The sequence below is a fragment of the Pseudorhodoferax soli genome (genome assembly GCF_003337555.1).
In the GTDB taxonomy this organism is placed as follows: domain Bacteria; phylum Pseudomonadota; class Gammaproteobacteria; order Burkholderiales; family Burkholderiaceae_C; genus Pseudorhodoferax; species Pseudorhodoferax soli.
On the sequence record NZ_QPJK01000011.1, the window covers coordinates 93,741 to 118,349 of the forward strand.

The window sequence follows — 24,609 nt, forward strand, 5'->3', positions numbered from 1 at the left end:
GTCTCGAAGTCAGATGCCGTAGGTCACGCTCTTGCGGCTGGTGTAGCTCTCGAGGGCGCCCTCGATCGAGTACTCCGCGCCGATGCCGCTTTGCTTGGCACCGCCGTACGACATGCCGGGAATCTGGCCACCGGCACGGTTGACCTGAATCCAGCCTGCATCAAGAGCCTCGGTGGCACGCATGGCGGCATTGATGTCGTTCGTGAACACGTAAGCAGCCAGGCCGTAGTGCGTGTCGTTGGCCATCGCCAGCACTTGGGCTTCGTCCTTCCATGGGATCGCCACCAGCACCGGACCGAAGACCTCTTCCTTGGCGACGCGCCAGGTGTTATCGACGCCGCTGAAGATGACCGGGGTCGGGAAGTAGCCCTTCGCATCGGCGGTGCTGGGCGGCAGCTTGCCCGTCTCGACCTTGGCGCCGGCATCGATGGCTTCCTTGATGAAACCGCAGACGGCGGTGTAGCGCTCGGCGTTGATGACGGCGCCGATGTCGCTGGTCTCGTCCAATGCGTCGCCAACCTTCAGTGCGTTGACCTTTTCGACCAGACGCGGCATGACCTTGGCCCAAACCGTTTCATGGATGAACAGGCGCGAGCCTGCCGTGCACGATTGGCCCTGGCGTGCGAAACGCATGGCCGCGATGATGTTGTTGACCGTGGTGTCGAGCTGGGTGTCGCCGGCCACGTCGGGGTAAACGATGCAGGGGCTCTTGCCGCCCAGTTCCAGCGTCAGGTGACCGATGCGGTCGGCGACGGCGTGCGCGACTTTTTGGCCGACTTCGTGGGAGCCTGTGAACGAGACCTTGGCCACGTCGGCGTGCTGGCTCAGCGGTGCACCGGCTGCCAGGCCTTCGCCGGTCACGACGTTGAAAACGCCAGGAGGGAAGATGTCGGCGGCCAGTTCGGCGATGCGGATGACCGCCAACGGAGCGTCTTCGGCGGGCTTGAGCACCAGGGTGTTACCCGTGCCAAGCGACATCCCGATCTTGACGGCGGCAAGCACCAGTGGCGAGTTCCACGGAATGATGGCACCGACCACGCCGAACGGCTCACGCGTGGTGTAGCTGAACAGCCCTGGGCCCAACGGAAGAGTTTCACCCTTCTGCTCGGCGATGACGCCGCCGTAGTACCGCAGCACCTCGGCGGTGCTCGCGACTTCTGGACGGCTTTGCGTGCGCAGGGCGTTGCCGGTCTCGGCGGCCAGGAGCCTGGCGATTTCCTCGGCGTGTGCAGTGATGCGGTTGCCGAACTCGATCAGCATGGCGCCGCGCTCGCGCGCTGCGCGCCGACGCCACTTCGGGAACGCAGCCTTGGCTGCTGCAACGGCTGCGTCGATGTCGCGTGCATCTGCTGCGCCGACGCTGGTGATGGTGTCCAGGCGGCATGGGTTGATGACGTCCAGGGTCTTGCCGCCGATGGGCTTGGACCATTCGCCGTTGATGAAGTTGCCGGAAAGACCGGCGGTCGGCAGCTTGACGTCGCCAAGGTGTTGGGTGGAATTGCTCACGTGTGACTCGCTGAAGGGTGGATGGAAGACTCAGGCAGCTGCTTGCAGGCGGACGCCCAGCAGTTCTTCGTAGAGTTCGCAGATGCTGGTGGAGTCCTTGCCACCAAGGCCCTTGGCGCGGGCGGCGTTGTAGGTTTGCTTGACCAGCTGGCCCAGTGGCATCGGGTAGCTGGAGAACTCGTCCAAGCACAGGCCGATGTCCTTGTGCATGAGGTCGATGGCGAAGAACGCGGGGCGCTCTTGCGTGAACAGGGTCTTGTGGAACCAGTCCAGCATCTTGCTGCCGGCCATGCCCGCCGACAAAACGTCGCACAGCACTTCCAGATTGCCGCCGGCCTTGACGCTGGCCGACAGGACTTCGCCGAGGGCCACGGTGTTGATGGCCACGATGAGGTTGTGGCTCAGCTTTGTCAGCTGGCCCGAGCCGATGGCACCGCAGTGGACGATGCGGCCGGCCAAGTGCTCCAGCACCGGTTTGACTTGGTCAAGCACGGCTGCTTCGCCGCCGACCATCAGCACGAGCTTGCCGTTGGTTGCGCCCGCGACGCCGCCGCTGACCGGTGAGTCGAGGAAGGCCACGCCCTTGTCGGCGGCTGCCTTGGCCAGCTCCTTCGTGGTCTCGGGATCGACCGTGCTGAAGTCAATCAGCACGGCGCCTTTGCGAACCGTGTGCAGCACGCCGTCGGGGCCGTTCACGGCAGCGCGCAGGATGCCCGGGGTGGGCAGGCTGAACATGACGGCATCTGCGCCTTCTGAGGCCGCCTTCGGGCTGGTTGCGGCGGCTGCACCTTTCGCAACGAGTTCCTTCACTGCGGCTTCGTTGGGATCGAAGACGGAGACCTTATAGCCTGCCGCGACCAGGCGCGCAGCCATCTGCGCCCCCATCTTGCCCACACCGATAAATGCAACGTTCTTCATAGCTGTCTAGCGCTCCTGTTTGGATGGGCCGGACTTTATGGAGATGAAGCGCGCGAGATAAGACCACCACTGCTTACGTGGAGCGTTAGAATTTCTTTCCTTTGGTGGTGCCCTGTCTTGGTGCCCTATGATTGGCTCGAGACTTGCATGCTACAGCTCTTCGCCCTTTTGTCAGAGGGAAAACCCTGAGATGCATTGCAGCATGAGCACGGTGTCACGCTTGCGTCGCGTAAGGTTTTCTATCGCCTCATGTTGAATCTCTCTCGACTGCATTTGCTAAGCGAACTTGCTGTGCTCGGCACCATCGCCAAAGTTGCGGAAGCCGTGAACCTCACACGACCCGCGGTCTCGCAGCAATTGGCCATCCTTGAGCAGGAGACCGGCACCGTCCTTTTCGAGCGCTCTGGAAGAGGCGTGCGGCTGACGATTGCGGGAGAGAACTTGGTGTCCCGTTCGGCCAAAGTCTTCGATCTTGTGAGCGAGATCGAGTCCGACCTTGCCTCTGCCAAAGGCGCGGTCGCGGGTGAGGTGCGCATCTCGGCTTTCGGCTCCGTGGCCACGACCTTCATCCCTGAGGTGTTCCGCGAACTGCTCCGCGAGCACCCGCAGCTTGACCTGCGTTTTGAGGAACTGGAGCCAGGCGAAAGCCTGAAAGCAGCCGCGGCGAAGCAAGTCGACCTTGCTCTCGTGGACGATTCCATCAGCGCCGAGGCGCTGTCAAGCATGCTGTACTTTCGGCCGGTCTACGAAGACCATTTCGCGGCCGTCCTGCCTGCGGACCATCGCCTGGCCGCCGAACCGGCCATCGGCATTTCAGAGCTTGCGTCCGAAAACTGGGCCATCAACCGCAATGCGCAGACTTACAAGGCGCAGATCGTCACGGCTTGCCACGAGGCGGGATTTTCGCCGCGCGTGGTTGCCAGTTGCAGGAACATGGCGGCGACCTTAGGGATGGTTCGAACCGGCTACGTCATCACGGTGTTGCCGGCGCTGGCGTTGCGAGGGGCCGCCACCGACCCGGCTTTCGCCGTGGTGCCGATCATGCCGCTCATGGTGCGACGCATCTTCGTCGCCATGGTGCAAGGTACCTATCGGCGGCCTGCCATCGCAGCGGTCCTTCGCGCTCTCGACGGCGTGGTTCCGCGGTTCGCAGACAGCCCCGACCTTGCCGCATCGTTGGCTCAAAGCCCGCGCAGGGCGGCGTAGCCGTTCGTCGCACCACGCAGGTGCGCGTCAGACGAGCTTCGCACGCTTTGGAGGCGCCGGAGGTTGGCTGGCAATGGCTTCGCGCAGCAAGGCGATGACCGCCCTGACGTTCGGTCGGCTCGACGTGCCTTTTGGGGTTGCCATGAGGATGTTGCGGGTCACGGGCGGCTCAAGAGGGGCAATGTGCAGCCCCGGGATGCGGCCAACTTCACGGAAACCGATGGCCGGAAGAACCGAAACCAGGCCGGCGTCCCGGATGAGCGCCAGGGTCGCAAGCATGTTGCGGCAGCTGCTGATTTCGCGTGGTGTGAAGCCTGCGGAGTAGCAGGCGCGCAGCAAGGCGGCTCGGTAGGCGGGAGCCCCTTTGTTGATGGTCCATCTGTCCAGAGACAGCTCCTGCAACGCAACCTTCTTCTTTCGCTTCAACGCCACCGGATGCTGCGCCGACGTGACGGCCACGAAGTGGTCCACGCCCAGCAGCTGCAATTCGACGGAAGACGCGTAGGGTTCCACTTCGGCCCACTCGTCGATGATGGCGATGTCCACCTTTCGGCTGACCACGGCCTTCAAGCCCCCGGCCGATTCGATTTCCTCGATGGACAGCTCCAGGCTGGGATGACGTGCAGCGGCTTCCTTGAAGACAGAGGCCATCAAGCCGGCGGCGATGGACCCGAACGCGGAAATCCGCACCTCACCGGCCACGTCGGCGCCTGCGGCCTCCATTTCGGACTGGATGTTGTCCGCCAGATCGAGCAGTTCGTTCGCCCTGTTTGCCAGACGCTCGCCCGCAGGCGTGAGCGAAATTCCTCTGCCTCCGCGCTCAAACAGGCGCGACTTGGACTCGGTCTCCAGCAACGCCAACTGCGCCGAAACGGCCGGACGGGTCAAGCCCTGCGACTCGGCGACCGCGGAAATGGTGCCCAGGACAGAAAGCTCGCGCAGAAGGTGCAAACGCCACAAATTCAGCATGGTGCGAGCGTAGGAAAAAGTTGCTCTGGCGTCAATTTTCCTGGTCTTTTCTTCTGACGCACGAATCCCTACAGTCACGCAACTTTCACCATTTTCGGCGACCAGGTAGCGCTACCGCACCCGTTGAACGCCTGCAAATCCATGTTCTCTCAAGCCCCGAGCAGCCCGTCGCAACCCGTTGACCGTTTTGGCAATCCCATCGACGCTTCGGTTGGCTATGCCCGCGGGGACATCATCCGCTCCAGCGTTCAAGAGGCGATGCGACTACGCCAGGGACAGCGCCTGGCCACTGCGCGCGTGCTCGCAAAGGGCCCAGAGTCCATCGCCGTCTTCACAGGAAACCAGCGCGACTTCCCCATCCGGCCCGATGACCTTGCGGGGCTGTGCGAAGAATGGGTCGGCCCCGGCATCATCGCCAACGAACTCAACGCCGTGGCCATCGAGCACATGGGCGGCCGAAGTGGTGACCAGGTTGCGGTATTCAACCGGACGAGCGCCGGCATCATTGCCACCATTGCCGGGCTGAGCGATGGCCGTCCCGTGGTGTCGTTCGTCCCCCGCGGTGGTCGCTCCCATGCGTCGGTCATTCGCGGTTGCGGAATCTGCGGCTCCAAGCTGATCGAGATCGACAACCTCCAAGACCTCCATTCGGCTGTTGGCAAAAGCGAGACCGCGCTCGTGGTCATCACCACCGTGACGAGCAGCCTGGAAAGCCTTGACGCGCACGACATTGAACGAGCGGTCGAGGTGGCACAGCGCTCCGGTGCGATCGCTTTCCTGGACGATGCCTACGGCGCCCGTATTCGGCCTGTGCTCCACGGTGGACGGAAAGGACTCGAGTTCGGCGCGGACCTGTCCATCACCAACTGCGACAAAGCCGGTCTGTCTGGCCCGCGCGCTGGCGTTCTGGTTGGGCGTCCTGCCGCGGTCACGCGTGCACAAGCCAAAGGCGCCGAGTTCGGCATGGAAGCACGCGCTCCCATCGTGGTCGGTGCGCTGCGTTCGCTGCAACGCTACAGCCCCGGAATGCTTCTCGAAGAAGCACGCGCGGGCAAGGAGCTGTCCGAAGCGCTGGCCGCGAAGTTGGGGCCACGAGTGGCGCGGAGCGACCTCGGTCCTGTCGTGGATGAGAACGACGTGCTGGCCATGCTTCTCGAGCGATCCGGCGCACCATCGACGTCAGTTGTTCCTGCCGAAGCCGCTGCGGCCTTGGGCATGGTGCTGCTTCGGGATCACGGCATCTTGACCACGAACACCCACGGCCAGCCCGGTGCGCGCGTATCGCTGCGGTTCAAGCCGACCCTCGATGCTTTGCCACGCATGGGCGGCGTGCCGGCCGTGGTCGATGCAGTGCTGGAGTCATTGGCCACGTTGGCACCGTCCATCGGCGATGCCGACGAAGTAGCCGAGCTGATCCTGGGAGCTTCGCAATGACCGCGTCTCAGCGCTTTGCCCCGGTCGATGACCGTCTGGATCGGGTCGTCAACGTGGACATCGGTGGGCGCGGTGTGGAGCATTTGTTCGCCGCCGCAAGGGAACGCCAGGGTGGATCTCTTGTAGGCGCTGCTGCTGACCGGCTTGTCGGATTGGCTCCTGGGTCCACGGTTCTTTTGACAACCGGTTCCGTCTCCCGAGCCTGGATTTCGCAACGGGTGGGTGAGAACGACGGGCCTGCTGGGACCGCCATCGTGGCGCGCGCGCTTGCGCTCGGCGTGAAAGCGCACTGCGTGCTGCTGTGCGAAGAGCCGCTTGTCGAGCCGCACGCCGCGATCCTGCGCGCCGCTGGCCTATCCGTTCTACCCCACGATGAGGCGAGGCACGCCAGTCGCGACGGCTCACTTGCCGCCGTCTCCATCGAACCATTTCCGGTGACGGACGGCGAAGCACCCGAAGCTGCGCAACGCCTTCTCGAAACGTTCGAACCTGCGTTGATGTTTTCCGCCGAGCGGGTTGGCCGCGCGAGTGACGGCGTCTACTACAGCATGCGCGGCATCGACTACGGCATGGGCCGCGCGCGAGTGGACCACGCCTTCGACGAAGCTCTCCGTCGGAGCATCCCAACGGTCTGCGTGGGCGACGGCGGAAATGAAATTGGCATGGGCGTGATCGCCGATGCGGTACGTCAGCACGTGAAGTTTGGCGAGCGAATTTGTGCGGTGACGGGCACGGATGTGCTGGTCACGGCCGCTTGTTCGAACTGGGGCTGCTCTGCCATCGTGGCGGCAATGGCTCTTCGGCTCGGAAATCCCAAACTGCTGAACACCCCCGACTTGGAGCGCTTCCTGCTTCAACGCGGCGTGGAGGTCGGACTGATCAACTCGGTCGCAAACGTCATCGACCCGAACGTTGACGGCATCGACTTGGAGACGCACATCGCGCTCGTGACGCTGCTCAAAGCCATCGCAGCGCCCCATCTGTACAAACCTAGTTGAAAGGTCTTACCGTGTTCCAACCAAATCTTTGCGCACTGCTGGCAGCAATGTTTGCCGTTGCGCCTGCGATGGCCAACGACGTCAGCTGGCCCAGTCGCCCCATTAAGCTGGTCGTCGGCTTTCCTCCCGGAGGCGCCGCAGACGTTGTTGCCCGTAGCGTGGGAGAGCAGCTGTCTCGTGAACTCGGCCAACCAGTGGTGATCGACAACCGGGCGGGCGCAGCAACCACCATCGCGTCCACGTTCGTCGCGCGGTCGGAGCCGGACGGATACACGCTGTACATCGGCAGCATGAACCTCCATGGTCTGGACAAGATCCTGTACCCGTCGATCTCCTACGATGGCAACCGCGACTTCACGCCGATTTCGCGCTGGGTCGCCTCGCCGATGATCGTGGTCGTAGGCAAGGACTCGCCGTTCAAGTCGCTTGGCGACCTCGCTGCCGCAGCAAAGGTGAAGCCAGATGACATCAACTACGCGTCCGCCGGCAACGGGACGACGACCCACCAGGCGCCGGTTTATTTCCAGCAAGCCACAGGCATCAAGCTGTTCCACGTCCCGTACAAAGGGGGTAGCCCAGCCATCACGGCCATGCTGACCGGCGACACCCAGGTCTCGTTCGCCACCCCTCCGACGGTGCTGCCGCACATCAAAGCAGGGACCTTGAAGGCGTTGGCGGTGACCTCCAGCGAGCGGTCACCGCTCTTTCCGGAGATTCCATCGGCCGTCGAGTCCGGCGTCAAGGGTTACGACTACCGGTTCTGGTACGGGCTGTACGGTCCGGCGAAGCTGCCCGAAGCGATCGTGAACAAGCTTTTCGCGGCAAGCACCAAAGCCCTGGCGGACCCGAAAGTGAAGGCAAGCCTCGAAAGGCAAGGCATGGAAGTTCTCCCCTCCAGTTCGGTTTCGGAGTTTCGGTCTCTGATCGCCAAAGACGGTCCCAAAACCGCGGAGTTCGGCAAGTTGATCGGATCGCTCGAGTAGGTGTTGGCGACGCTCGATCAACGGAGACATGCAGGTCCTGCGCTCGCCGCCCGCACCCTGCGACGACTGCCCATTGGGATGACGTTTCGATCCTGGAGCGGTTGACTGTTTGGGGTTAAGACCGTGCGCGAACGCCGGCCCAGCGACATCGGCGCATCTCTGAGGAGTAGCCTTCATGGAGCAGCGATGTCGATGAAATCTACGCCGCCAGCAGGTCATGGGCAGCGCGTCACGGGCACGCCTTCCCGCGGATGACGCGAGTGGACCGGCGTGCGGCATGTCGAGCAGGAGGCGCGGCGAGCAGATGTGCGTGCCCGGCGCCCGGTGCCCGTGTCGCCCGCATCTTGGAAAGGCTTCTTTCTGTCCGGTCCAGGTGGCGGTCGCGCGATGGTGTGAGGCGACCGATCTCGCTCCGGGAGCGCTGGGTCTTCCGCCTGAACCGAGCCACAACCGGGCACGCTCCCTAGTAGCTGCACTGGTGTCACCGTTCTGCACCATCTCAAAGTCGGCTGGTTTGACCTTGGCGCCTCAAGTTCTGTCCTGCCAACGCACCGGATGGGGGAGCCCATAAGGATCTGTGGAAAATGCTCGCGCCGTTGAGCCGGAAAGCTGCCCGCAACGAAGGCCAGCCCAGCGGACATTTCCACCGCTTGAGAAGGAGCCGCCTCTGGCGAGCCAGTATGGCCATGAACTCGCTTGGATCGACCTGGAAGAAATGGGACCTGCACGTTCACACACCGGAGTCCCTGGTGCACAACTACCCAGGCGAAAAAGAGGCCGCATGGGAGGCCTTTCTTGCTGATCTGGAAGCACTCCCCCCAGAGTTCAAGGTTCTGGGCATCAACGACTACGTCTTTGTCGATGGCTACGCCCGCATCCTCGACGAACGCAAGCGCGGCCGGCTTGCAAACATCGACCTCGTCCTGCCCGTTGTCGAGCTTCGGGTGGACAAGTTCGGCGGCGTCCTTGAAAAGGGCGAGGACGGCTATGTGCCATCGGCTTGGAGCCGGATCAACCTGCACGTCGTGTTCGACCAAGTCGATCCCCAGCTCATCCGCGACCAGTTTCTTTCCGCCATCACCCCGCGCTATACGCTCGTAGCGGGATCGTCGCAGGGGCACTGGGGTGGCGTCGTGACCCGCGACAACCTGATCGACCTGGGCCGCCGGATCATCGAGTCGCTGCCCGAGGCGCAACGTGGCTCTGCACCGCCTCCACTAAGAGCGGGCTTCAACAACCTCAACGTGTCCTTGGCGGACGTCAAGAAGGCGCTGGACAACCCCCATTTCGCAGGGCGTGCACTGATCGCACTCGGCAAGAGCGAGTGGGGCGCGATGCGCTGGAACGACAACAACATCGCCGACAAGAAGACCGTGATCAACGAGGCCGACCTCGTGTTCACCGCGTCAGCCAACCCTGGCGAGTACGCCCGCGCCCGCGAGGCGCTGAAGTCGGCCCTGGTGAACGCCAAGCTGTTGGATTGTTCGGACGCGCACGCGCTCAGTGGATCGAAAACCAAGGACCGGGTCGGCAACTGCTTCACCTGGATCAAGTCCGACGCGACCTTCCAGGGGCTTCTGCAGGCGGTCCACGAGTTCGACGACCGGGTCTTCGTGGGAGACGTGCCCCCAAAGGTACGCAAAGTCGAGCAAGCGAAGACGAAGTTCATCCGGTCGCTGCGCGTGACCAAGAAGTCGGACTCGACGCTTGCGGAGCCATGGTTCGACGCGGACGTGCCTTTGAACCCCGACTTGGTCGCCATCATCGGCAACAAGGGTAGCGGCAAGAGCGCGATCGCCGACATCGTCGCGCTGGTCGGGAACACGCGGCACCACCTGAAGTTCTCCTTCCTCAAGGACACCCGATTCCGCAAGCCCAAGACGAAGTTCGCGCAGCACTTCGTCGGCGAACTCACGTGGCTCGATGGCAACAAGGCAGAGCGATCTCTGGACGAGGATCCCGACCCGTCCGGCATCGAACGGGTCAAGTACCTGCCGCAGAGCTACGTGGAGGATCTGTGCAACGAACTCGGCGATGGCGGATCAGCCACCTTCGACGCCGAGCTGCGCAAGATCATCTACTCGCACGTGCCAGAGCCCGACCGGCTCGACAAGCGGTCCATGAACGAACTGCTTGACTTCAAGGTCGCCGAGATCGAGAGCCGGCGCAACGCCATCAAGGGCCTCATCGCCAAGGTCAATGCCACCATTCTGGACGCCGACCGGCGTTCCACCCCGCAGTTCAAACGTGAGCTTGAGGAGCGGGTGGCCGGCAAGGAGGCGGAGCTGGCTGCACTTGACGCAGCCAAGCCGGAGCCGGTGACCGATCCAAGCGCGTCAGACGAGACCCTCGCCGAGGCCAAAGAACAGGCGCAGCGTGTCGATGCTCTGGAGGTCGAGCTGCGAAGCCTGGAAACCGAAGAGGTGTCGCTGCGAGAGCGACGGGCCGCCGCGGTCAAGAAGCAGGCGATTGCCAAGCGCGTTTCTCAGGCGCTGGCCAATCACAAGAAGGTCCATGAGGCATTCATCGCGGAACTGGAGACCCTGCTCGTCGAGCTGGAGGACAACATTCCTGCTGCAGCTCTCGCATCGCTGCAAATCGCAACCGGTCCGATCGACGACGCCATCGCCCAAGCCAACGCGACGATTGAGGCCGTGGACACGGCGCTCGCGGAGCAAGGGGAAACGGGCCTGCAATCCCGTCGGGCTGTCGCAGCCGGCGCGCTCGAAGACGCAAAAGGGAAGCTTGGCGAGCCGCAACGCCTCTTCGTCCTGTACAAGGAGGATCTGGCCAACTGGGAGCGAAATCGTGCGGACATCGTCGGCGACCTGGCCAAGGCCGGCAGCATCGTTCAGCTGAAGGCGGAGATCGAATCGCTAGCGACTCTGCCGAGCATCCTGGACGCGGCGCGCGCCGAGCGTGCGTCGCTCGCGGCCCAGGCCCACGGACAGATCCAGGCCATGGTGGACGAGTACCGGCGCCTGTACCAGCCGGTGCAGAGTTTCGTCGCGTCGGAAGAGCAAAAGGAAATGAACCTGCCGCTCAGCTTCGAGGTTCGGATCGAGGAGTCCACCTTCGCAACGAAGCTGCTGCAGCAGCTCAACCTGCGTGCCCGCGGATCGTTCATGGGCGTGGACGACAGCGCCGCAACCTTGCGCAGATTGCTTCAAGAGGCAAGCTTCGCCAACGCAGAGGGCGCGGTGGCCTTCGCAGAGTCGGTCGAAGATCTGCTGCGCTTCGACCGGCGCGAGGGGCAGGGCGGTCGTGCCAACCCTATCGAGGACCAAATCGCGACCGCACGCGGAGCCACGGCCCAGCATCTTCTGGATTTCCTCTACGCGTTCGACTACCTGTCGCCGCGCTACTCGCTCACGTACGACGGCCAGGACATCGGGCAGCTGTCTCCGGGAGAACGTGGCTTACTGCTGCTCGTTTTCTACCTGCTCGTCGACAAGGACGACATTCCGATCGTCATCGACCAGCCTGAGGAGAACCTGGACAACCAGACGATCTACAAAGTCCTCGTGCGCTGCATCAAGCGGGCCAAGGAGCGAAGGCAAGTCATCATGGTCACCCACAACCCCAACCTCGCCGTGGTGTGCGACGCCGAGCAAATCGTCTACGCGTCTTGCGACAAGTCAGGTAGCCGTTTCACCTACGAGGCCGGCGCGATCGAAAACCCAAGCATTCGCGAAAAGGTGGTGCAGATCCTTGAGGGAACAGAGCCGGCGTTCAAGAACCGCCAATTCAAGTACAGACTGTCTTGAGAACGCATTGGGCGGTGTGGAAGTGCGGGATTGTTAGCCGTTCAGGATGTTCGGCTTCCTGCGGCGCATTTCGGCAACCGATGAGAAGCTGGCCCATCAGAATGGCAGATGAGCGCTCCGCATCTCTAGCATTTCGACACCTAAGACGAACAAGGCGAGTCGGCGCAGTGACGGTTGCGGCGATCTCTACGGGCAGCGCGGATTGGTCAGTGCGGTTGCGCATAATGGCCAGCCGTCCAACCGCCTGCCTGTCGATTCTGCACCGATGCCCGTTGAGAAACCCACGGCCCACCGATCAAAGCCGTTCGACGACGGCATGCCGCGGTCGGATCCTCAAGCCATCCCACCCGGCAAGGAGTACAACCTGGCCTTGCATTTCAACAAGAGGCGGCCAGGCATCGCTGCCTTCTCTTGGGTTGCCGTCTGGCGGGCCAGTAGCGTGCAAGCGTCGAGGGCGTTTCCGTTGGATGCCCATGGCTTCGACGAGGCGTTGCAAGGGGCGGCGACGACGATCATGCTTGAAACCGGCACCGCAGTTCCCGAAGATGAGCTTGAGATCGCTGGCTACAAAGAGCGCCGTGTGAAGGAGTACCTGCGCCTTCTGGCTTTGCGACAGGCCACCGCGATGGCTGCCACGCCGCCGAAATCAGCAGAGGAAGAGGCGTTCGTTCAGGAACTGAGTTATCGCGGCACCTACGAAGGTTGGCCTTTTCCGTGGCCCTGATCGGTGGGGTGGGCGTGATCGACAGCCCCGAACGTCGCACGAGCGCCCCACCCCGGTTCCTGATCCTTCACCTTGTTGTTCAACGTCACTCATGAACTGCCCGCAGTTGTACTTTCACGCCCCTGGAGCCTCGGATGTCGATGTTGCGCGCGGCCTGGCTGCTGCATCGTTGTTCCTTCGGCGCGCGGGCGTAAGCGTCGCGGATGCGTTTTCAGGAGACCATGCGCGTGCAGCGTGGGGAGAGAGCGGGCTTGCGCCGTTGCACGAGCCGACCCTTGCAGAGATGACGGCAGCCGAAACGCTAGATGGGGCACTTGAAGCGGCTCTTGCAGCTTGCTATCGCGGCCGGCCCGCGTCGCTGGACGCGGAGCTGCGCATGGCAGACGGTGCGACCTAGCTGCACGAAGCTTGGCTCCGTCATGTGCCCGGCGGCTGGTCAAAGCCGGGGCTTCACCCTTGCCACTCCTGCAAGCGATAGTTCGCCAGTATGCGCGGCGTTCCGTGGCGCGGACGCTGATCGGCCGCGCCTTTCCGACCGGATCAAGTGCCTCGTGCGTCCTTGTAAGCAAGCAGCCTCAGTGCGTTGAAGACCACGAGCAACGTCGATCCTTCATGCACCGCCACCGCGGCACCGATGCCCAGGCCCATGATCGTGGCAGGCACCAGCACAGCCACGATGCCCAAACTCACGAACACGTTCTGACGGATCACCGAGCGCGTGTGCCGGCTCAGACCGACCGCGAACGGAAGGCGCCGAAGATCGTCGGCCATGAGCGCGACATCGGCGGTTTCCAGGGCCACGTCGGAGCCGGCCGCACCCATGGCGATGCCGACGGTCGCGTTCGCCATGGCCGGCGCGTCGTTCACCCCGTCGCCCACCATCGCCACCTTGGTCTCGCTGCGCAGCTTGCGGATCGATTCGACCTTGTCTTCGGGCATGAGGTCGCCCCAGGCCTCATCGAGGCCAACCTGGCCAGCCACCGCATCGGCGACCTTCTGGTGGTCCCCTGAGATCATGATCATGCGGGTGATGCCCAACTCGCGCAGCTCTTTCAGAGTCTCGGGAGCACCGGGGCGGGGCGTGTCCAGCAGGCCGATGGCTCCAAGGTCGCGGGTGCCTTGCCTGACCACCATCGTGGTACGGCCTTGGTCACGCAAGCGCGCAATCGCTTCCGTGGCGGAGGAGCCGAGCGGTGCGACGCCTTCGGTGCCGAACATCTCCGCCTTGCCAATCCACACCGTGTCGCCGTTCAGCTTCGCGGTCACGCCGCGCCCGATCAAGTTCTCGAGGCCGGTGGCCTCGGGGATGGTCTTGCCGGTCAATCTCTCGCGGCCATCGCGTGCGATCGCTGCGGCCAGCGGGTGATCGCTGAGGGACTCGACGGCCACGGCGACCGACAGCAGCTCGTCTTCGCTGACGCCTGCTGCCGGGAGCACGTCCGTGATGCGTGGACGGCCTTCCGTCAGCGTGCCGGTCTTGTCGAACGCCATCGCGTTCAGCGAGCCCAGCTCTTCCAGCGGCGCGCCGCCCTTGATGAGCACCCCGCTGCGAGCAGCTCTGGCGATGCCCGACAGCACAGCGCTCGGAGTGGCAATGGCCAGCGCGCAGGGGCTTGCTGCGACCAACACGGCCATCGCGCGGTAGAAGCTGTCGCGGAACGGCTCGTCAATCACCACCCAAGCAAACAGCAGGATGAAGGCCAGGCCGAGGACTGCTGGCACGAAGATCCGCTCGAACTTGTCGGTGAAACGTTGCGTCGGGGACTTGCGCGTCTCGGCCTCGCTGACCATCTTGACCACGCGCGCCAAGGTGGAATCCGAAGCACGTCGTGTCACCTCGATCTCGATCGCGCTGGCTCCGTTGATCGTGCCCGAGAACACGCGAGAAGCTGCTTCGATGGCGTCAGGGCGGGCGCGCGCCGCGGCGGCGTCCTTGACTGGGCGCTTGTCCACCGGCATGCTCTCTCCGGTCACAGGAGCCTGGTTGATGCTGGTGTTGCCAGAGGTCAGGAACCCGTCGGCTGCGAGGCGCTCGTTCGGCTTGACCAAGACCACGTCACCGACTTCCAGTTGCTCGACAGGGATCTCCGTCGTCTGCCCGTCCCTTCGGACCGTGGCGGTCTCCGGGGCCAGTTCAGCGAGCGCCTCGATGGCGCGCTTGGCGCGACCCATCGCGTAGCTTTCCAACGCGTGCCCAAGGCTGAAGAGGAACAGCAACAACGCGCCTTCGGCCCAAGAGCCCAGCGCCGCGGCACCGGCTGCGGCCACCAGCATCAGCGTGTCGATCTCGAACCGCTTGAGACGGATGTTGTCGATCGCTTCGCGCAGCGTGTAGAAGCCACCGAAGAAGTAGGCGGCCACGTAGCACGCCATCGGCAGCCAGGTCGGCGCGCCCGTGAAGAACTTCTCCGCAGCAGCGCCGATCGCCAGCAAAGCGCCGCAGATGAGCGCGAACACCATCTCGGTGTTCTGCCCAAAGATGCCGCCGTGTTCGTGATCGTGCCCCCCGGCCTTGCTTGCGCCATGGTCGTGCTTGTGGTCGTGGTCCTTGTGCTCTGCGTGGTCGTGGCCGGTCGTGTCGTGATCGTGCGGAGCTGCCTGGCTCTTCCCTGCGGTCGGTGTGACGCCCAACCCCTTCAACGCGGAAAGGATGTCGGCCTCCGACGTGCGCTGACGGTCGAACTCCACCTGCACCGCGCCGGACGCGCTTGCACCGGCTTCGAGGACTCCGGGCAAGGTGCGCAGATGATCGGTGACGGTCTGAGCGCGACGCTGATGGGTCAGGCCATCGAACTGGCGCTGCAAATGTCCGAACTGCTTGCTGATCGACGCACCTGCAGCGCTCGCAAGTTCACGGATGCGAGCGAGTGGAACCACTTCCGGGTCGTAATGGATGCACAGCTGCGCAGGATCTGTTCCGGCAGCTGCGCGAACGTGCACTTGGCCAACGCCGTCACGCCCCTGAAGTTCCTGGACAAGCCGGTGCACGCACGCATCGGCGGTGTTCGGCAACTCGGGCAAGAGAATCGGTATGTCTAGGCGCAGCTTGTTGGTCATGGTTTTTTCCGTTGCTGAAGATGGACACGACTTCTGATGAAGACGGTGGTCGCCGCCGCTTCATCGCCAGCGCCGAAGCACGCGCTGGAAAAACAGACTGTTCGGAAGCTGGAGCATGGCACCCGAGGACTCCGGGTCGGCGTCCTGAAGCGTGGTGTAGACGAGGTTGATGTCCACCACGCGGCCCTTGTACCCTGGTTTGTCGCCAGTTTCCAGCAGTTCCACCAGGTCACCCATTCGGAACGCTCCGGTGAGGAAAATGAGCAGCGTGCAGAACAGGTTGGAGAGCACGCTCCAAGCTGCGAAGAAGGCAACCGCGCCGACGGTCACGAAGCCGGTGAAGGCCGTCCATAGCACCGGTCCGGAGACGCCCAATCGTTGCAGTGCCCAAAAAAAGGCGGCGGCGCCGATCGCGACGTTGATCGCGCGGCGCGGCAAAAGGACGACCGGGGCAGGGAGCCCATATTTGGCTGCGAGGCGCAGCGTCAAGCGCCTGACCAAGCGCATGGCCAGCAACGCGATCAACGCGATGGCAGCGATCTGGCCAAACAGGGTGACCGTGTCCAGCCATTGGTCGGCCCAGGGCGGAAGCTGGGTATGGATGCTTCGAAGCGTCTCGATCATGGGCCAGGCGCACGATGCGAAGGACGCCCATGCGAAGCGTCGGCGCGCTCCAGATCGGGTTCAGCGCGCGTTCCCATGCAGCCTCGTGCCTCCGCCATCGCGACGCTCAGCTCGCCTGGTTGCCACATTGACCGCAGAACTTGGCGTTCATGGCCAGATTCGTGCCGCATTGCGTGCAAGCGCGAGGAGCGAGCGACACGCCGCAGTTCTGGCAGAACCGGGCGCCCGTGGCGTTCATGGCCCGGCACGAAGGGCACGCAGCACCGGCTGGGGCGGACGATGCCGGCACGCCTGCGTCGTACACAGGACCTCCGTGTCCCCGGTTGTAGCCATGATGGCCACCATGGTGGCCCCCACCCAGCAGCGACTTCAACAGACCCATGTTCAGTTCTCCTTGCAGCGAACCGGCAGACCCCAGAGATGATCGGCCGAATTGCAAACGACGGTGGCATCGAGCTTCAGCGCTGTGGCAGTGCCGAGCTGGCGGCGACAGCCGCAAGCCTTGGTCAGACGATCTCTGGTGGTGTCCTAGCCTGACCCCGTTGGAGCAAGTCTAGAGATCGAACTCGCTTGAAATCCGTCGTGGCGATGACGCTTTTGTCATCTAGGAGTGGGGATGCGAGGGTTGCCATGACGCCAGTGTTGCGATATTGGAAACGTTCCTTTGCCGCGTGGCCGCTTTTTCGGCAAGGCATGGAAGCCTAAAGTTCATCCCACACCGAGAGCCAACGCTCGCAGTGACACCAAGGCCTTCAGCCTGCCCCTTCAGCTACCTCGTCAAAAGGAAACATCATGACTTTCAAGACCCTCGCTTCCATCGCTCTTGCCGCCGCCAGCCTCGCCGGCTTCCAGGCCAGTGCTGCCGACATGTCGAACGTCGAAGCATCACGCGGCGAGCACCTTCGCCACACCCACCAGTCGGTGGTCGCCGCACCTGCTGCCACGACCGTCGCTGCGAACGATTTCCTGCAGGAAGCCGAACGGGGCGAATACCTGCGCAGCGTCGGCTCCAGCCAGGCTCATCAGGCAGCTCGCCACCTCGCAGCTTCCGATGCGATGTCGCCTGCCGAAGCAACCCGCGGGTCGCTCTGACAGGATCGGTCGCCTTTGGGCGTCGATAGCCTTCAGTCCAGCAGGTCGGAATAGTCGCCGCGTGGATAGTTGGCCACCTCGGTCCAAGGCATGACGGCCGGCATCGTCTGTGCCGTTGCTGTCATTCTCTGAAACGACAAGCCGTGCGCATCGCGGTGTTCGATCCGGCGGGCGTACTGGCCGGCAACGTCCCAGTCGACCTCGGTTGTGCGTTCTGCGGTCTTCACCCGATAGCGTTGCACGCCCTTGTGGGGTGAATTCAGTGCATCCATGCGCTGCAGCGCTTTCGGGTCGATGAGCCAGTAGGCTGCTTCCCATGATCCGCCGTACCCCACGTTGCCGCGGTGGGCGCGCTCCACGTCGATCACGCGGTGCTGCTCCCGCAGCACGATGCTGACGTCAACATCACCCTTTGCGTCTCGGCTTACCAGCATGGGAGCACCCTGTGCTTCGTCGTGCGCATGACCGGCGTGCGGGCCGGCGGTGCGCTTGTGACCATGTTCGCGATCGGCGATCAACGCCTGGGGCAACTGCCGCTCGATCCAGACCTGGTTGCCTCCACGGAACATGCGGTCGGTGTGCTTGCTGTCGCGTTGCACACCGTCCTGTCCGATGGAGCGGCTTTCGTACTGCAGCAGCAGGTGAAGGCTCGGGGCTGGCCCCGAGCCTTCACCTGGGCCTTGGGCCCAAGCATGCTGCAGCACACCCGTGGCGGTGGCCAGTGCTGCCACCAGGAGGGTGCGCTTGTGCATCACAGGCCTGCTGCTTCCTTGACCTTGTGGAACACCCGTGTGTTGTCCATGGTGCCCTTGAAGATCTTCGCTCCGGCACCGCCAGCGTAGAGCATCACGTCGCCGCCACCGTGCGTTTCAGCCCCCGGTGTGCCGAGGTTGACACCCACCTCTTGCAGAAAGTTGTCCTGCGCGGTGTCCACGTTGGTCAAGTCTTGGCGATCGGTCGAGCGGGCTGGAGCAACCCACGGCTTGTTGCCGTCCTCGGAGTTGACCTGGCTCCCCGCGCTGGCAGTGGGACGACCGCCGTTTCCGAACACCAGCGTGGTGTACGGCTTGCCGTCGGCAGCCGCGGACAGTTGGCCGGTCTGGTAGTCCACGACCTTGCCAAGGATCGGGTTGTTGATCTTCGGGTAGCCGTTGAACGCCATCGCATGGTCGTGGTCGGCGGTCACCACGATCAGGGTGTTGGCGAGACCGGGATCCTTGCGCTCCATGTACGCCAGCGTCTGCTCGATGGCCTGGTCCAGAGCGAGCGTGTCTTCGAGCGCGCGTTTGGCGTTGCTGCCATGCAGCGCGTGGTCGATGCGACCGCCTTCGACCATCAGGAAGAAGCCCTTGCTGTTGCGGCTCAACACGTCCAGCGCCTTGGTGGTCATCTGGCTCAGGCTCGGCTGATCCACGTTCTGGTTGACGCGGTCGAGTTCGTAGGCCATTTCGCTCTGGGCGAACAGACCGAGCAGTCGATCCGCGCGCGTGGCGTCCAGACCCGCGAGCTGGGTCCCACTCGTGACGTAGCTGTAGCCGGCGCTCTGCATCAGCGTCACCAGGTTCACGCCGTCGGTGCGTCGGCTGCTCGGATTCACGTCGGGGGTGAGGTAGTTGCGCAGACCTCCACCCATCAGCACGTCGATGCCATTGCCCAGTGCCGCGTTGTAGTTCGGATGGCCAGGCGTCGCCTGCTCCGCGATGGTGTTGTACGCGTTGCGGTTGCAGACGTGCGCGTACGTTGCCGCGGGCGTGGCGTGGCCCACGCGGGTGGTGGAAACAGCACCGACGGAGCGGCCCATCGCTTTGGACAGTTCCAGCAGCGTCACTGCGGGTTGGCCGTTGCCCTGTGGGCACGCGCTGTTCTCGCCGCTGATGTACTGGGTGCCGTTCGCGCGGTACGCGGAGGTCTCGGCCGACATGGAGATGACTTCGTTGTTCATCTTGACGCCGGTCATGTACGCAGCCATCGACGGTGCGCTGTCGGTGGTCTGGCCGTCACGCGAGAAGGTCTTGACACGTGCTGCGGTGCCAAGCGTTTGCATCGCCAGCTTCGCGCGCTCGCTGCTGGCCAGCGACCCAGGGGCCGCTGCCAGCTGCTTCTCGCCCTTGTAGATACGGGCCGACGTGACGGTGACGGGGCCCATGCCATCGCCCAGAAAGAAGATGACGTTCTTGGCTTCGCCGGCAGCGTGTGCCATGGTGCCGACCCCAGCGAGGGCGCAGCCCAGTGCGAGGGCAATCGAGGATTTGCGGTTGTTCAGGTTCATGGTGCGTTCCTGTGATGACGAATCGGATTGGTGATGGCCGGTGCGGCGGCTCACAGGCCGATTGCCTTGCGCAAGAGGCCGTAGACCTCGTCGTTCTTCATGGTCCCGGTGAAGTTCTCGGCGCCCATGCCCTGCGCGCCAAGGAACACGTCGGCACCGCCGTGGGTTTCGCCCGACATCGGGATGACAGCCTCTTGCAGGTAGTCCGGGCTTTCGAGCGCCGAAGCGTCGATGGGGCCACGGGTGGCCAGGCGGCGCGGGCCGTTGCCGAAGCCAAGGATCGTGTACGGATTGCCGTCCACGTCCGTGGATTCGCTGCCGTCCACGTAGTTCTTCACCACGCCAAGCACGCCGGGCTTGCCCGCCTCGGTTTTGCCGGTGCGCTGTGCGTAGCCGTTCATCTGCAGCGTGTGGTCGTGATCGGCCGTGACGACGATGAGGGTGTTCTTCAGGCCCGGATCGACGGCTTCCATCTTGGTCAACGCCAGCGCGATCGCCTGGTCGAACGCCACCGTGTCTTGCAAGGCGCGCCGCGCATTGGTGGCGTGCAGAGCGTGGTCGATGCGACCGCCTTCGACCATCAGGAAGAAGCCCTTCTTCTTGGCCGACAGCGCGTCGATCGCTTTGCCGGTCATCTCGGCGAGGCTGGGTTCGCGACTTGGGTCGCGGTCCAGGTCATAAGCCATGTGGCTGCCCGTGAACAGGCCCGCGATCTTGCTGCCGTCGGTGGGCAGGCGATCGAACTCGGTCTTGTTGGCGGCATAGCTGTACTTCGCGGTCTTCAGCTCGGCGACGAGGTCGCGGCCGTCGTTGCGCACGCCGCCAGTGACCGTCCGGGGCAGGAAGTAGTTGCGCCCGCCGCCCAAAATGACGTCGATGCCGCTGCCCAGCTTGGCGTTGAAGCCGGCTCCGCCAGGAACGAGTTGCGCCGCGATGGTGTTCTCTGCATCGCGGTGGCACACGTGCGCGTAGGTGGCGGCCGGCGTGGCGTGCGTGATGCGTGCGGTCGAGACGACGCCCGTGCTGTAGTTGGCTGCCAGCATCTGCTCCAGGATGGTCTCCACCGGAGTTCCGTTGCCAGTGGTCGGGCAGGTGCTGTCGAAGTTGGTGTGGTAAGGGGCGCCGCTGGGGTCGTTCGGTCGCGTCTCCGTGGACATGGAGATGACCTCGTTGTTCATCTTCACGCCGGTCGTGTAAGCCGCCATCGACGGCGCGCTGTCGGTGACTTGGCCGTCTGCCGAGTACGTGTGCACGAAGGCCGTCTCAGGCAAGCGGTCCATCGCCAACTCGCCGTCTTCGCCCACCGAGTAGATGCGGGCGGCGGTTTGAGTGGTGATGCCCATGCCGTCTCCGACGAACAGAAGCACGTTCTTCTTCGGCACGGCCACGGGCGTTTCGGTCTTTGGGCTGCCGCCGTCCCCGCCGCAGGCGACCAACGCCACACAAAGGCTCAACATCACCGGGTGACGCAGTTTCATTTTCATACGCTATCTCCCAAAAAAATGCCCTGGCTTCGAGGCCAGGGCGAACTCCACTCATGAAAAAGTCGCGAAAGCACAGGCTGGGACTGGCGGCAAACGACGCCGGACAGTCCAGCCACAACGGGTTAGAAGGTGTGACGAAGGCCGACCGAGTAGCCGGTCGCGCTGTCGCCTGCGGTGAACGTCGGGCTGGCCAGCGCGGACGAGGAGGTCGCGAAGCCACGGGCGGCGTTGTTCTCGTTGCTGATGCGCGCGACCATGCCGTACAGAGCCGTGCGCTTGGACAGCTTGTGGATGTAGCCAATGGCCAGCTTGTCCGTGTCCGCGTCGGCCACGTTCTTGGTGTTGAAGCGCGTCCATGCCACACGGACTTCACCTGCTGCGCCGACGGGGGCGGAAGCGCCCAGCGTCCAGGCATCCACGCGACGACCGGCCCCACGCTCGGAAGCCAGCAGCAGCATCGGCTTGATCATGCCGAAGTCGTAGGAAGCGCCCAGGTTATAAGCCTTGTAGGTCGTCTCCACGGTGTCGGTGCCTCCGCTGATCTCGCCGTAGCCCAGGCCCAAGTCCAGCTTGCCGGCCTGGTAGCCGACGCGGCCCGTGATCGCGTTGCCGCGATCACGGTTGGGATCGTTGCTCGCACGCTCGCCAAACGAGTACTGCAGTTGGCCGTGGAAGCCGCTGAAGTTCGGGCTGATCCAGGAGATGATGTTGTTCGAGCGCTTCGGATGGCTGCCTTCGGCCGTGCCGACGGCGCCCGTGGCGCTGCCCAGGATGTTGTTCAAGCCGTTGCCAGCCACGCCGATGTCGCCGAACGGATCGAACGCTTCGATGTTCAAGTACGAGGCCAGCTTGTCACGGCCGAGGCGGACTTCACCGAAGTTGCCCATCAGGCTGACGGTGGACCGACGGTCGAAGCGGTAGCTGGAACCGCCGTTGTCCACGCCCACGCTACCTTCCAGCCAGAAGCCGGCTTTCAGGCCTCCGCCCAGATCCTCGGTGCCGCGAAAGCCCAGGCGGCTGCTCGAGAGTTCGCCGTTGGACATGCCCGTGTTGCTGGCGGTGTCGTTGGACAGGCGGGTGATGGAGGCATCCAGAACACCGAACAGCGTGACGCTGCTTTGAGCGGATGCAGCAGCAGCGCCAGTGAGTGCTGCGATGGCAAGGAGTACGTGCTTCATATAGGTTCGTTACTTCGTGAATGAAGAAGGCTAGGTTCCCGGTCGCCACGTCCATGCATGGTCAGTTTGAGAACCAGCTCCTCGTCGAGGGGCCACGAAGAATTTGACCCAGCGCCTGTGACAGGACGGGGTCGACAACGAACCAGGCACGTGATCGGCCAAGTTGGTGCAACTATCTAACTTCTATATGTCTGCAGAATGGCATCAAGTATTGGTTTTCAGACAGGTGCATGTTTGTTTCAGCCTGTCGCGGCCGCTTTTTCGTTTGTGACGCCAAAGGGAATTTCCAATGAGTCCAATGGGTTACGTAAGAATTGCGATCAACCAGCCGTAGGTGGACGTTCTGTCTATGGCGCGCGCGCAACACTTTCTCAAACCTAGGAAATCCCTAATCCCTTATGAATCGAACATCAATTAATTGGATGGCCATCGTTCTTGGCATCGCAGCCCTTGGGATCGGCGCCTGGCTTCAGCATCGCGGCAGCGTGACGCCCATAGCAAGCCTCGACAACCAACTGCAGGAACGCTTGCTCCGAGACGATGCTCCGACAGTCGGTGTGCCGAGCGCACGTGTCACGATCGTTGAGTTCTTCGATCCTGCGTGCGAGGGCTGTCGCGCGTTCCACCCGTACGTCAAGCAGATCCTGGCCGCGCAGCCGGCCGACGTCCGGCTGGTGCTTCGTTACGCGCCGTTTCACCAGGGATCGGAGGAAGCGGTGGCGATCCTCGAAGCCGCGCGTGCCCAGGGACGTTTTGAGCCAGTGCTGGAGGCCCTGCTCGAAGGCCAACCGCAATGGGCAGATCATCAGCGGCCCGATGTGTCGCGAGCATGGGTTCTGGCGGAAGGCGCTGGCCTCGATGTCGCGCGTGCACGGAGCGACCTGTCCAAGCTTGGAGTGGATGCGACGCTGAAGCAAGACGTTGCGGATCTCAATGCCCTTGGCGTGCACAAGACGCCGAGCTTCTACGTCAACGGGACGTTCCTGGAAGCCGTCAGTCCGCAAGCGCTCTCCGATCTGGTTCAAGCCAAGCTTCAGCAACAAAAGTGAACTCAGGAATGACAGTTTCGTAAGCATCCTGCCAGTCGATCCACGGTTTGGCTTCTTAGAGTTGTGCCAGTGGGCTCGTGCCGATCCCACGGTGCCCAAAGGGCATCCAACCTTCTATGGAGCACTTATGAAGAAGAACCTGTTCATAGGCGTGGCTGCCGTCCTTCTGGCCACCTCTTACGCAAGTGCATCGACATTTCCGAACGGCGACTCCTACTTCGGTAGCCAGATGCCGGTTGCCCAGTCGTACCGCGTGATCGATCTTTCCCAAGACAAGTGGGCGACGGTCGACTGTGGCGAGACCGTCACTTTCGTGAACAAGGGGCAGCAGTTCTCGTTCAAGTTCGACTCGGTTCGCCATTCGCGCGTGGCCATCTCGAGTTTCGCGCCTGCTGGCTTCGACACGAGTGGCAAGGTCGTGTACATCCACATGGGCGAGTACGACATCCGCGGCTGATCAGCTACCCCAGGGGGCCGCAACGGCCCCACTTTCCGGCTGCCGCCTGGTGCGGCAGCCTCTTTTTTGGGCGGATCCCTTCGAATGAGTGAGGGTTGCGGTTCGCGGTTTCAGTCTTCTCGAGCGTAGTCTTGTCCTCCATGGCGTCGTATCCTAAGCCGCCGAGCTTCGACGATCTGGCTCACCCTGGCCGGCCGTACTGGATGGTGGTCGAACATCGGGTGCAGGCATGGGCATGCGAGGTGTTGCAGCACTTGGCGATGCTGGAGCGCACAGGAGCGCTCATGTGCAACGATCCGCAAGTGCGCGGCTACTTGACCGCCATCCTTGATGGAACATGCGCCAGGGTTTCCAAGACGAAGTGGCTCTTCTGCTTGGAAGGGCTCGATGAGATGTGCCAAGTGCCATCGCAGGACGAGGGTGGACCCGGCGCCGGGGTGTGAGCCCAGGAGGTACGAACCCCAATGAAGCCTGCACAAGCTCAAGTCGTTTGCGGATCAGATTTGAAGGATGGATGTGACAAAGGAATCGAACGGTCAAGCTGCTGCGGCAAAGGGCGCCGTGGTCGGCGCAGCTGGAGGTGGTCTCATAGGCGCCGTCGCTGCGGGGGCTGCGGTGGGTGGCATGGCAGGACCTTTGGGCGCATCGATAGGCGCTTTGGAAGGTGCGGTGGTGGGGGCCATCGCAGGGACGCTCTGGGCCAATACGTCGCCAACTGCCGAAGACGCGTATTGGCGTGAGCACTACACCGAACGCCCTTACGCAGCCGGCGCGAACTTCGACGACTATGGTCCAGCGTTCTCGTATGGGGTGACCGCTTACCGACAGCTTCCAAGCCGAGCGTTCGAAGAGATCGAGCAGGAACTTGGCCGCGGTTGGAGTGCCGCGCGCGGC

The 24,609-nt window shown here is 63.3% G+C and carries 20 protein-coding genes; 10 read left to right on the forward strand and 10 right to left on the reverse strand.

Annotation, left to right across the window (positions count from 1 at the left end; all coding sequences use genetic code 11):
• Nucleotides 1-9: 9 nt before the first annotated feature.
• Both DES41_RS31060 and DES41_RS31065 read right to left on the reverse strand, forming a co-directional pair.
• On the reverse strand, nt 10-1,506 hold the full coding sequence (locus DES41_RS31060; protein WP_114471501.1) for an aldehyde dehydrogenase family protein: 1,497 nt from the start codon (nt 1,504-1,506) through the stop codon (nt 10-12).
• 30 nt (nt 1,507-1,536) lie between these two features.
• Nucleotides 1,537-2,424, reverse strand: a complete 888-nt coding sequence (locus tag DES41_RS31065; protein WP_114471502.1) for an NAD(P)-dependent oxidoreductase — start codon at nt 2,422-2,424, stop codon at nt 1,537-1,539.
• Nucleotides 2,425-2,619: 195 nt separating this feature from the next.
• Here DES41_RS31065 and DES41_RS31070 point away from each other — a divergent pair, with 195 nt between their 5' ends.
• Nucleotides 2,620-3,630 (forward strand): LysR family transcriptional regulator, encoded by a 1,011-nt coding sequence (locus DES41_RS31070; RefSeq protein ID WP_211333119.1) that lies wholly within the window; start codon nt 2,620-2,622, stop codon nt 3,628-3,630.
• 27 nt (nt 3,631-3,657) lie between these two features.
• Here the strand turns inward: DES41_RS31070 and DES41_RS31075 are convergent, their stop codons facing one another.
• Entirely contained in the window at nt 3,658-4,599 is a 942-nt protein-coding gene (locus DES41_RS31075; protein ID WP_114471503.1) for a LysR family transcriptional regulator, read from the reverse strand.
• Nucleotides 4,600-4,740: 141 nt separating this feature from the next.
• Here DES41_RS31075 and DES41_RS31080 point away from each other — a divergent pair, with 141 nt between their 5' ends.
• The 5 genes from DES41_RS31080 (at nt 4,741) to DES41_RS31100 (ending at nt 12,505) form a co-directional block, all read left to right on the forward strand.
• Entirely contained in the window at nt 4,741-6,033 is a 1,293-nt protein-coding gene (locus DES41_RS31080) for an aminotransferase class I/II-fold pyridoxal phosphate-dependent enzyme (protein ID WP_114471504.1), read from the forward strand.
• Nucleotides 6,030-7,031, forward strand: a complete 1,002-nt coding sequence (locus DES41_RS31085; protein ID WP_114471505.1) for a glutamate cyclase domain-containing protein — start codon at nt 6,030-6,032, stop codon at nt 7,029-7,031. Before DES41_RS31080 ends, DES41_RS31085 begins: the two co-directional genes overlap by 4 nt.
• A gap of 68 nt (nt 7,032-7,099) precedes the next feature.
• The gene (locus tag DES41_RS31090; RefSeq protein WP_245965944.1) at nt 7,100-8,014 is read left to right on the forward strand and encodes a Bug family tripartite tricarboxylate transporter substrate binding protein; all 915 of its coding nucleotides are present in this window, start codon (nt 7,100-7,102) and stop codon (nt 8,012-8,014) included.
• Between the two features lie 584 nt (nt 8,015-8,598).
• A complete protein-coding gene (locus tag DES41_RS31095) occupies nt 8,599-11,781 on the forward strand; it encodes a TrlF family AAA-like ATPase (protein WP_245965945.1) in 3,183 nt (1,060 codons plus the stop codon).
• Between the two features lie 265 nt (nt 11,782-12,046).
• Complete coding sequence (locus DES41_RS31100) at nt 12,047-12,505, forward strand: hypothetical protein (RefSeq protein ID WP_147282995.1); 459 nt, start codon at nt 12,047-12,049, stop codon at nt 12,503-12,505.
• Between the two features lie 540 nt (nt 12,506-13,045).
• Here DES41_RS31100 and DES41_RS31105 read toward each other — a convergent pair.
• From DES41_RS31105 to DES41_RS39655, 3 genes are all read right to left on the reverse strand, one after another.
• Nucleotides 13,046-15,562, reverse strand: coding sequence for a heavy metal translocating P-type ATPase (locus tag DES41_RS31105; protein ID WP_114471509.1), 2,517 nt, complete (start codon nt 15,560-15,562; stop codon nt 13,046-13,048).
• Between the two features lie 60 nt (nt 15,563-15,622).
• Complete coding sequence (locus DES41_RS31110) at nt 15,623-16,186, reverse strand: mechanosensitive ion channel family protein (RefSeq protein ID WP_114471510.1); 564 nt, start codon at nt 16,184-16,186, stop codon at nt 15,623-15,625.
• 106 nt (nt 16,187-16,292) lie between these two features.
• The gene (locus tag DES41_RS39655) at nt 16,293-16,568 is read right to left on the reverse strand and encodes a double zinc ribbon domain-containing protein (RefSeq protein WP_114471511.1); all 276 of its coding nucleotides are present in this window, start codon (nt 16,566-16,568) and stop codon (nt 16,293-16,295) included.
• Nucleotides 16,569-16,978: 410 nt separating this feature from the next.
• On the opposite strand from DES41_RS39655, the gene DES41_RS31120 reads away from it, so the two are divergent.
• Entirely contained in the window at nt 16,979-17,278 is a 300-nt protein-coding gene (locus DES41_RS31120; protein ID WP_114471512.1) for a hypothetical protein, read from the forward strand.
• A gap of 32 nt (nt 17,279-17,310) precedes the next feature.
• Here DES41_RS31120 and DES41_RS31125 read toward each other — a convergent pair whose 3' ends face one another.
• The 4 genes from DES41_RS31125 to DES41_RS31140 form a co-directional block, all read right to left on the reverse strand.
• Nucleotides 17,311-18,030 (reverse strand): hypothetical protein, encoded by a 720-nt coding sequence (locus tag DES41_RS31125; protein WP_245965946.1) that lies wholly within the window; start codon nt 18,028-18,030, stop codon nt 17,311-17,313.
• Nucleotides 18,030-19,547: an alkaline phosphatase gene (locus tag DES41_RS31130; RefSeq protein WP_114471513.1), complete on the reverse strand. Its 1,518-nt coding sequence runs from the start codon at nt 19,545-19,547 to the stop codon at nt 18,030-18,032. The genes DES41_RS31125 and DES41_RS31130 overlap by 1 nt, the downstream gene beginning before the upstream one ends.
• A 50-nt stretch (nt 19,548-19,597) precedes the next feature.
• On the reverse strand, nt 19,598-21,031 hold the full coding sequence (locus tag DES41_RS31135) for an alkaline phosphatase (protein ID WP_114471514.1): 1,434 nt from the start codon (nt 21,029-21,031) through the stop codon (nt 19,598-19,600).
• A 122-nt stretch (nt 21,032-21,153) separates the two neighbouring features.
• Complete coding sequence (locus tag DES41_RS31140; protein ID WP_114471515.1) at nt 21,154-22,209, reverse strand: porin; 1,056 nt, start codon at nt 22,207-22,209, stop codon at nt 21,154-21,156.
• 422 nt (nt 22,210-22,631) lie between these two features.
• Here DES41_RS31140 and DES41_RS31145 point away from each other — a divergent pair, with 422 nt between their 5' ends.
• The 3 genes from DES41_RS31145 (at nt 22,632) to DES41_RS31155 (ending at nt 24,158) form a co-directional block, all read left to right on the forward strand.
• Complete coding sequence (locus DES41_RS31145; protein WP_114471516.1) at nt 22,632-23,258, forward strand: DsbA family protein; 627 nt, start codon at nt 22,632-22,634, stop codon at nt 23,256-23,258.
• Nucleotides 23,259-23,385: 127 nt separating this feature from the next.
• Nucleotides 23,386-23,715 carry a CzcE family metal-binding protein gene (locus DES41_RS38560; RefSeq protein WP_170168338.1) on the forward strand — a complete coding sequence of 110 codons (330 nt, stop codon included), beginning with the start codon at nt 23,386-23,388 and terminating at the stop codon, nt 23,713-23,715.
• A gap of 131 nt (nt 23,716-23,846) precedes the next feature.
• A complete protein-coding gene (locus DES41_RS31155; RefSeq protein ID WP_170168339.1) occupies nt 23,847-24,158 on the forward strand; it encodes a hypothetical protein in 312 nt (103 codons plus the stop codon).
• Nucleotides 24,159-24,609 lie beyond the last annotated feature (451 nt).

Excerpts from the sequence above, each read along its gene's own strand:
- DES41_RS31145 (WP_114471516.1), top strand. The coding sequence starts at position 22,632 with ATGGCCATCGTTCTTGGCATCGCAGCCCTTGGGATCGGCGCCTGGCTT.
- DES41_RS31135 (WP_114471514.1), bottom strand. The coding sequence starts at position 21,031 with ATGAAAATGAAACTGCGTCACCCGGTGATGTTGAGCCTTTGTGTGGCG.
- DES41_RS39655 (WP_114471511.1), bottom strand. The coding sequence starts at position 16,568 with ATGGGTCTGTTGAAGTCGCTGCTGGGTGGGGGCCACCATGGTGGCCAT.
- DES41_RS31095 (WP_245965945.1), top strand. The coding sequence starts at position 8,599 with ATGCTCGCGCCGTTGAGCCGGAAAGCTGCCCGCAACGAAGGCCAGCCC.
- DES41_RS31105 (WP_114471509.1), bottom strand. The coding sequence starts at position 15,562 with ATGACCAACAAGCTGCGCCTAGACATACCGATTCTCTTGCCCGAGTTG.
- DES41_RS31085 (WP_114471505.1), top strand. The coding sequence starts at position 6,030 with ATGACCGCGTCTCAGCGCTTTGCCCCGGTCGATGACCGTCTGGATCGG.
- DES41_RS38560 (WP_170168338.1), top strand. The coding sequence starts at position 23,386 with ATGAAGAAGAACCTGTTCATAGGCGTGGCTGCCGTCCTTCTGGCCACC.
- DES41_RS31080 (WP_114471504.1), top strand. The coding sequence starts at position 4,741 with ATGTTCTCTCAAGCCCCGAGCAGCCCGTCGCAACCCGTTGACCGTTTT.
- DES41_RS31065 (WP_114471502.1), bottom strand. The coding sequence starts at position 2,424 with ATGAAGAACGTTGCATTTATCGGTGTGGGCAAGATGGGGGCGCAGATG.
- DES41_RS31110 (WP_114471510.1), bottom strand. The coding sequence starts at position 16,186 with ATGATCGAGACGCTTCGAAGCATCCATACCCAGCTTCCGCCCTGGGCC.
- DES41_RS31125 (WP_245965946.1), bottom strand. The coding sequence starts at position 18,030 with ATGCACAAGCGCACCCTCCTGGTGGCAGCACTGGCCACCGCCACGGGT.
- DES41_RS31120 (WP_114471512.1), top strand. The coding sequence starts at position 16,979 with ATGACTTTCAAGACCCTCGCTTCCATCGCTCTTGCCGCCGCCAGCCTC.
- DES41_RS31100 (WP_147282995.1), top strand. The coding sequence starts at position 12,047 with ATGCCCGTTGAGAAACCCACGGCCCACCGATCAAAGCCGTTCGACGAC.
- DES41_RS31130 (WP_114471513.1), bottom strand. The coding sequence starts at position 19,547 with ATGAACCTGAACAACCGCAAATCCTCGATTGCCCTCGCACTGGGCTGC.
- DES41_RS31140 (WP_114471515.1), bottom strand. The coding sequence starts at position 22,209 with ATGAAGCACGTACTCCTTGCCATCGCAGCACTCACTGGCGCTGCTGCT.
- DES41_RS31075 (WP_114471503.1), bottom strand. The coding sequence starts at position 4,599 with ATGCTGAATTTGTGGCGTTTGCACCTTCTGCGCGAGCTTTCTGTCCTG.
- DES41_RS31090 (WP_245965944.1), top strand. The coding sequence starts at position 7,100 with ATGGCCAACGACGTCAGCTGGCCCAGTCGCCCCATTAAGCTGGTCGTC.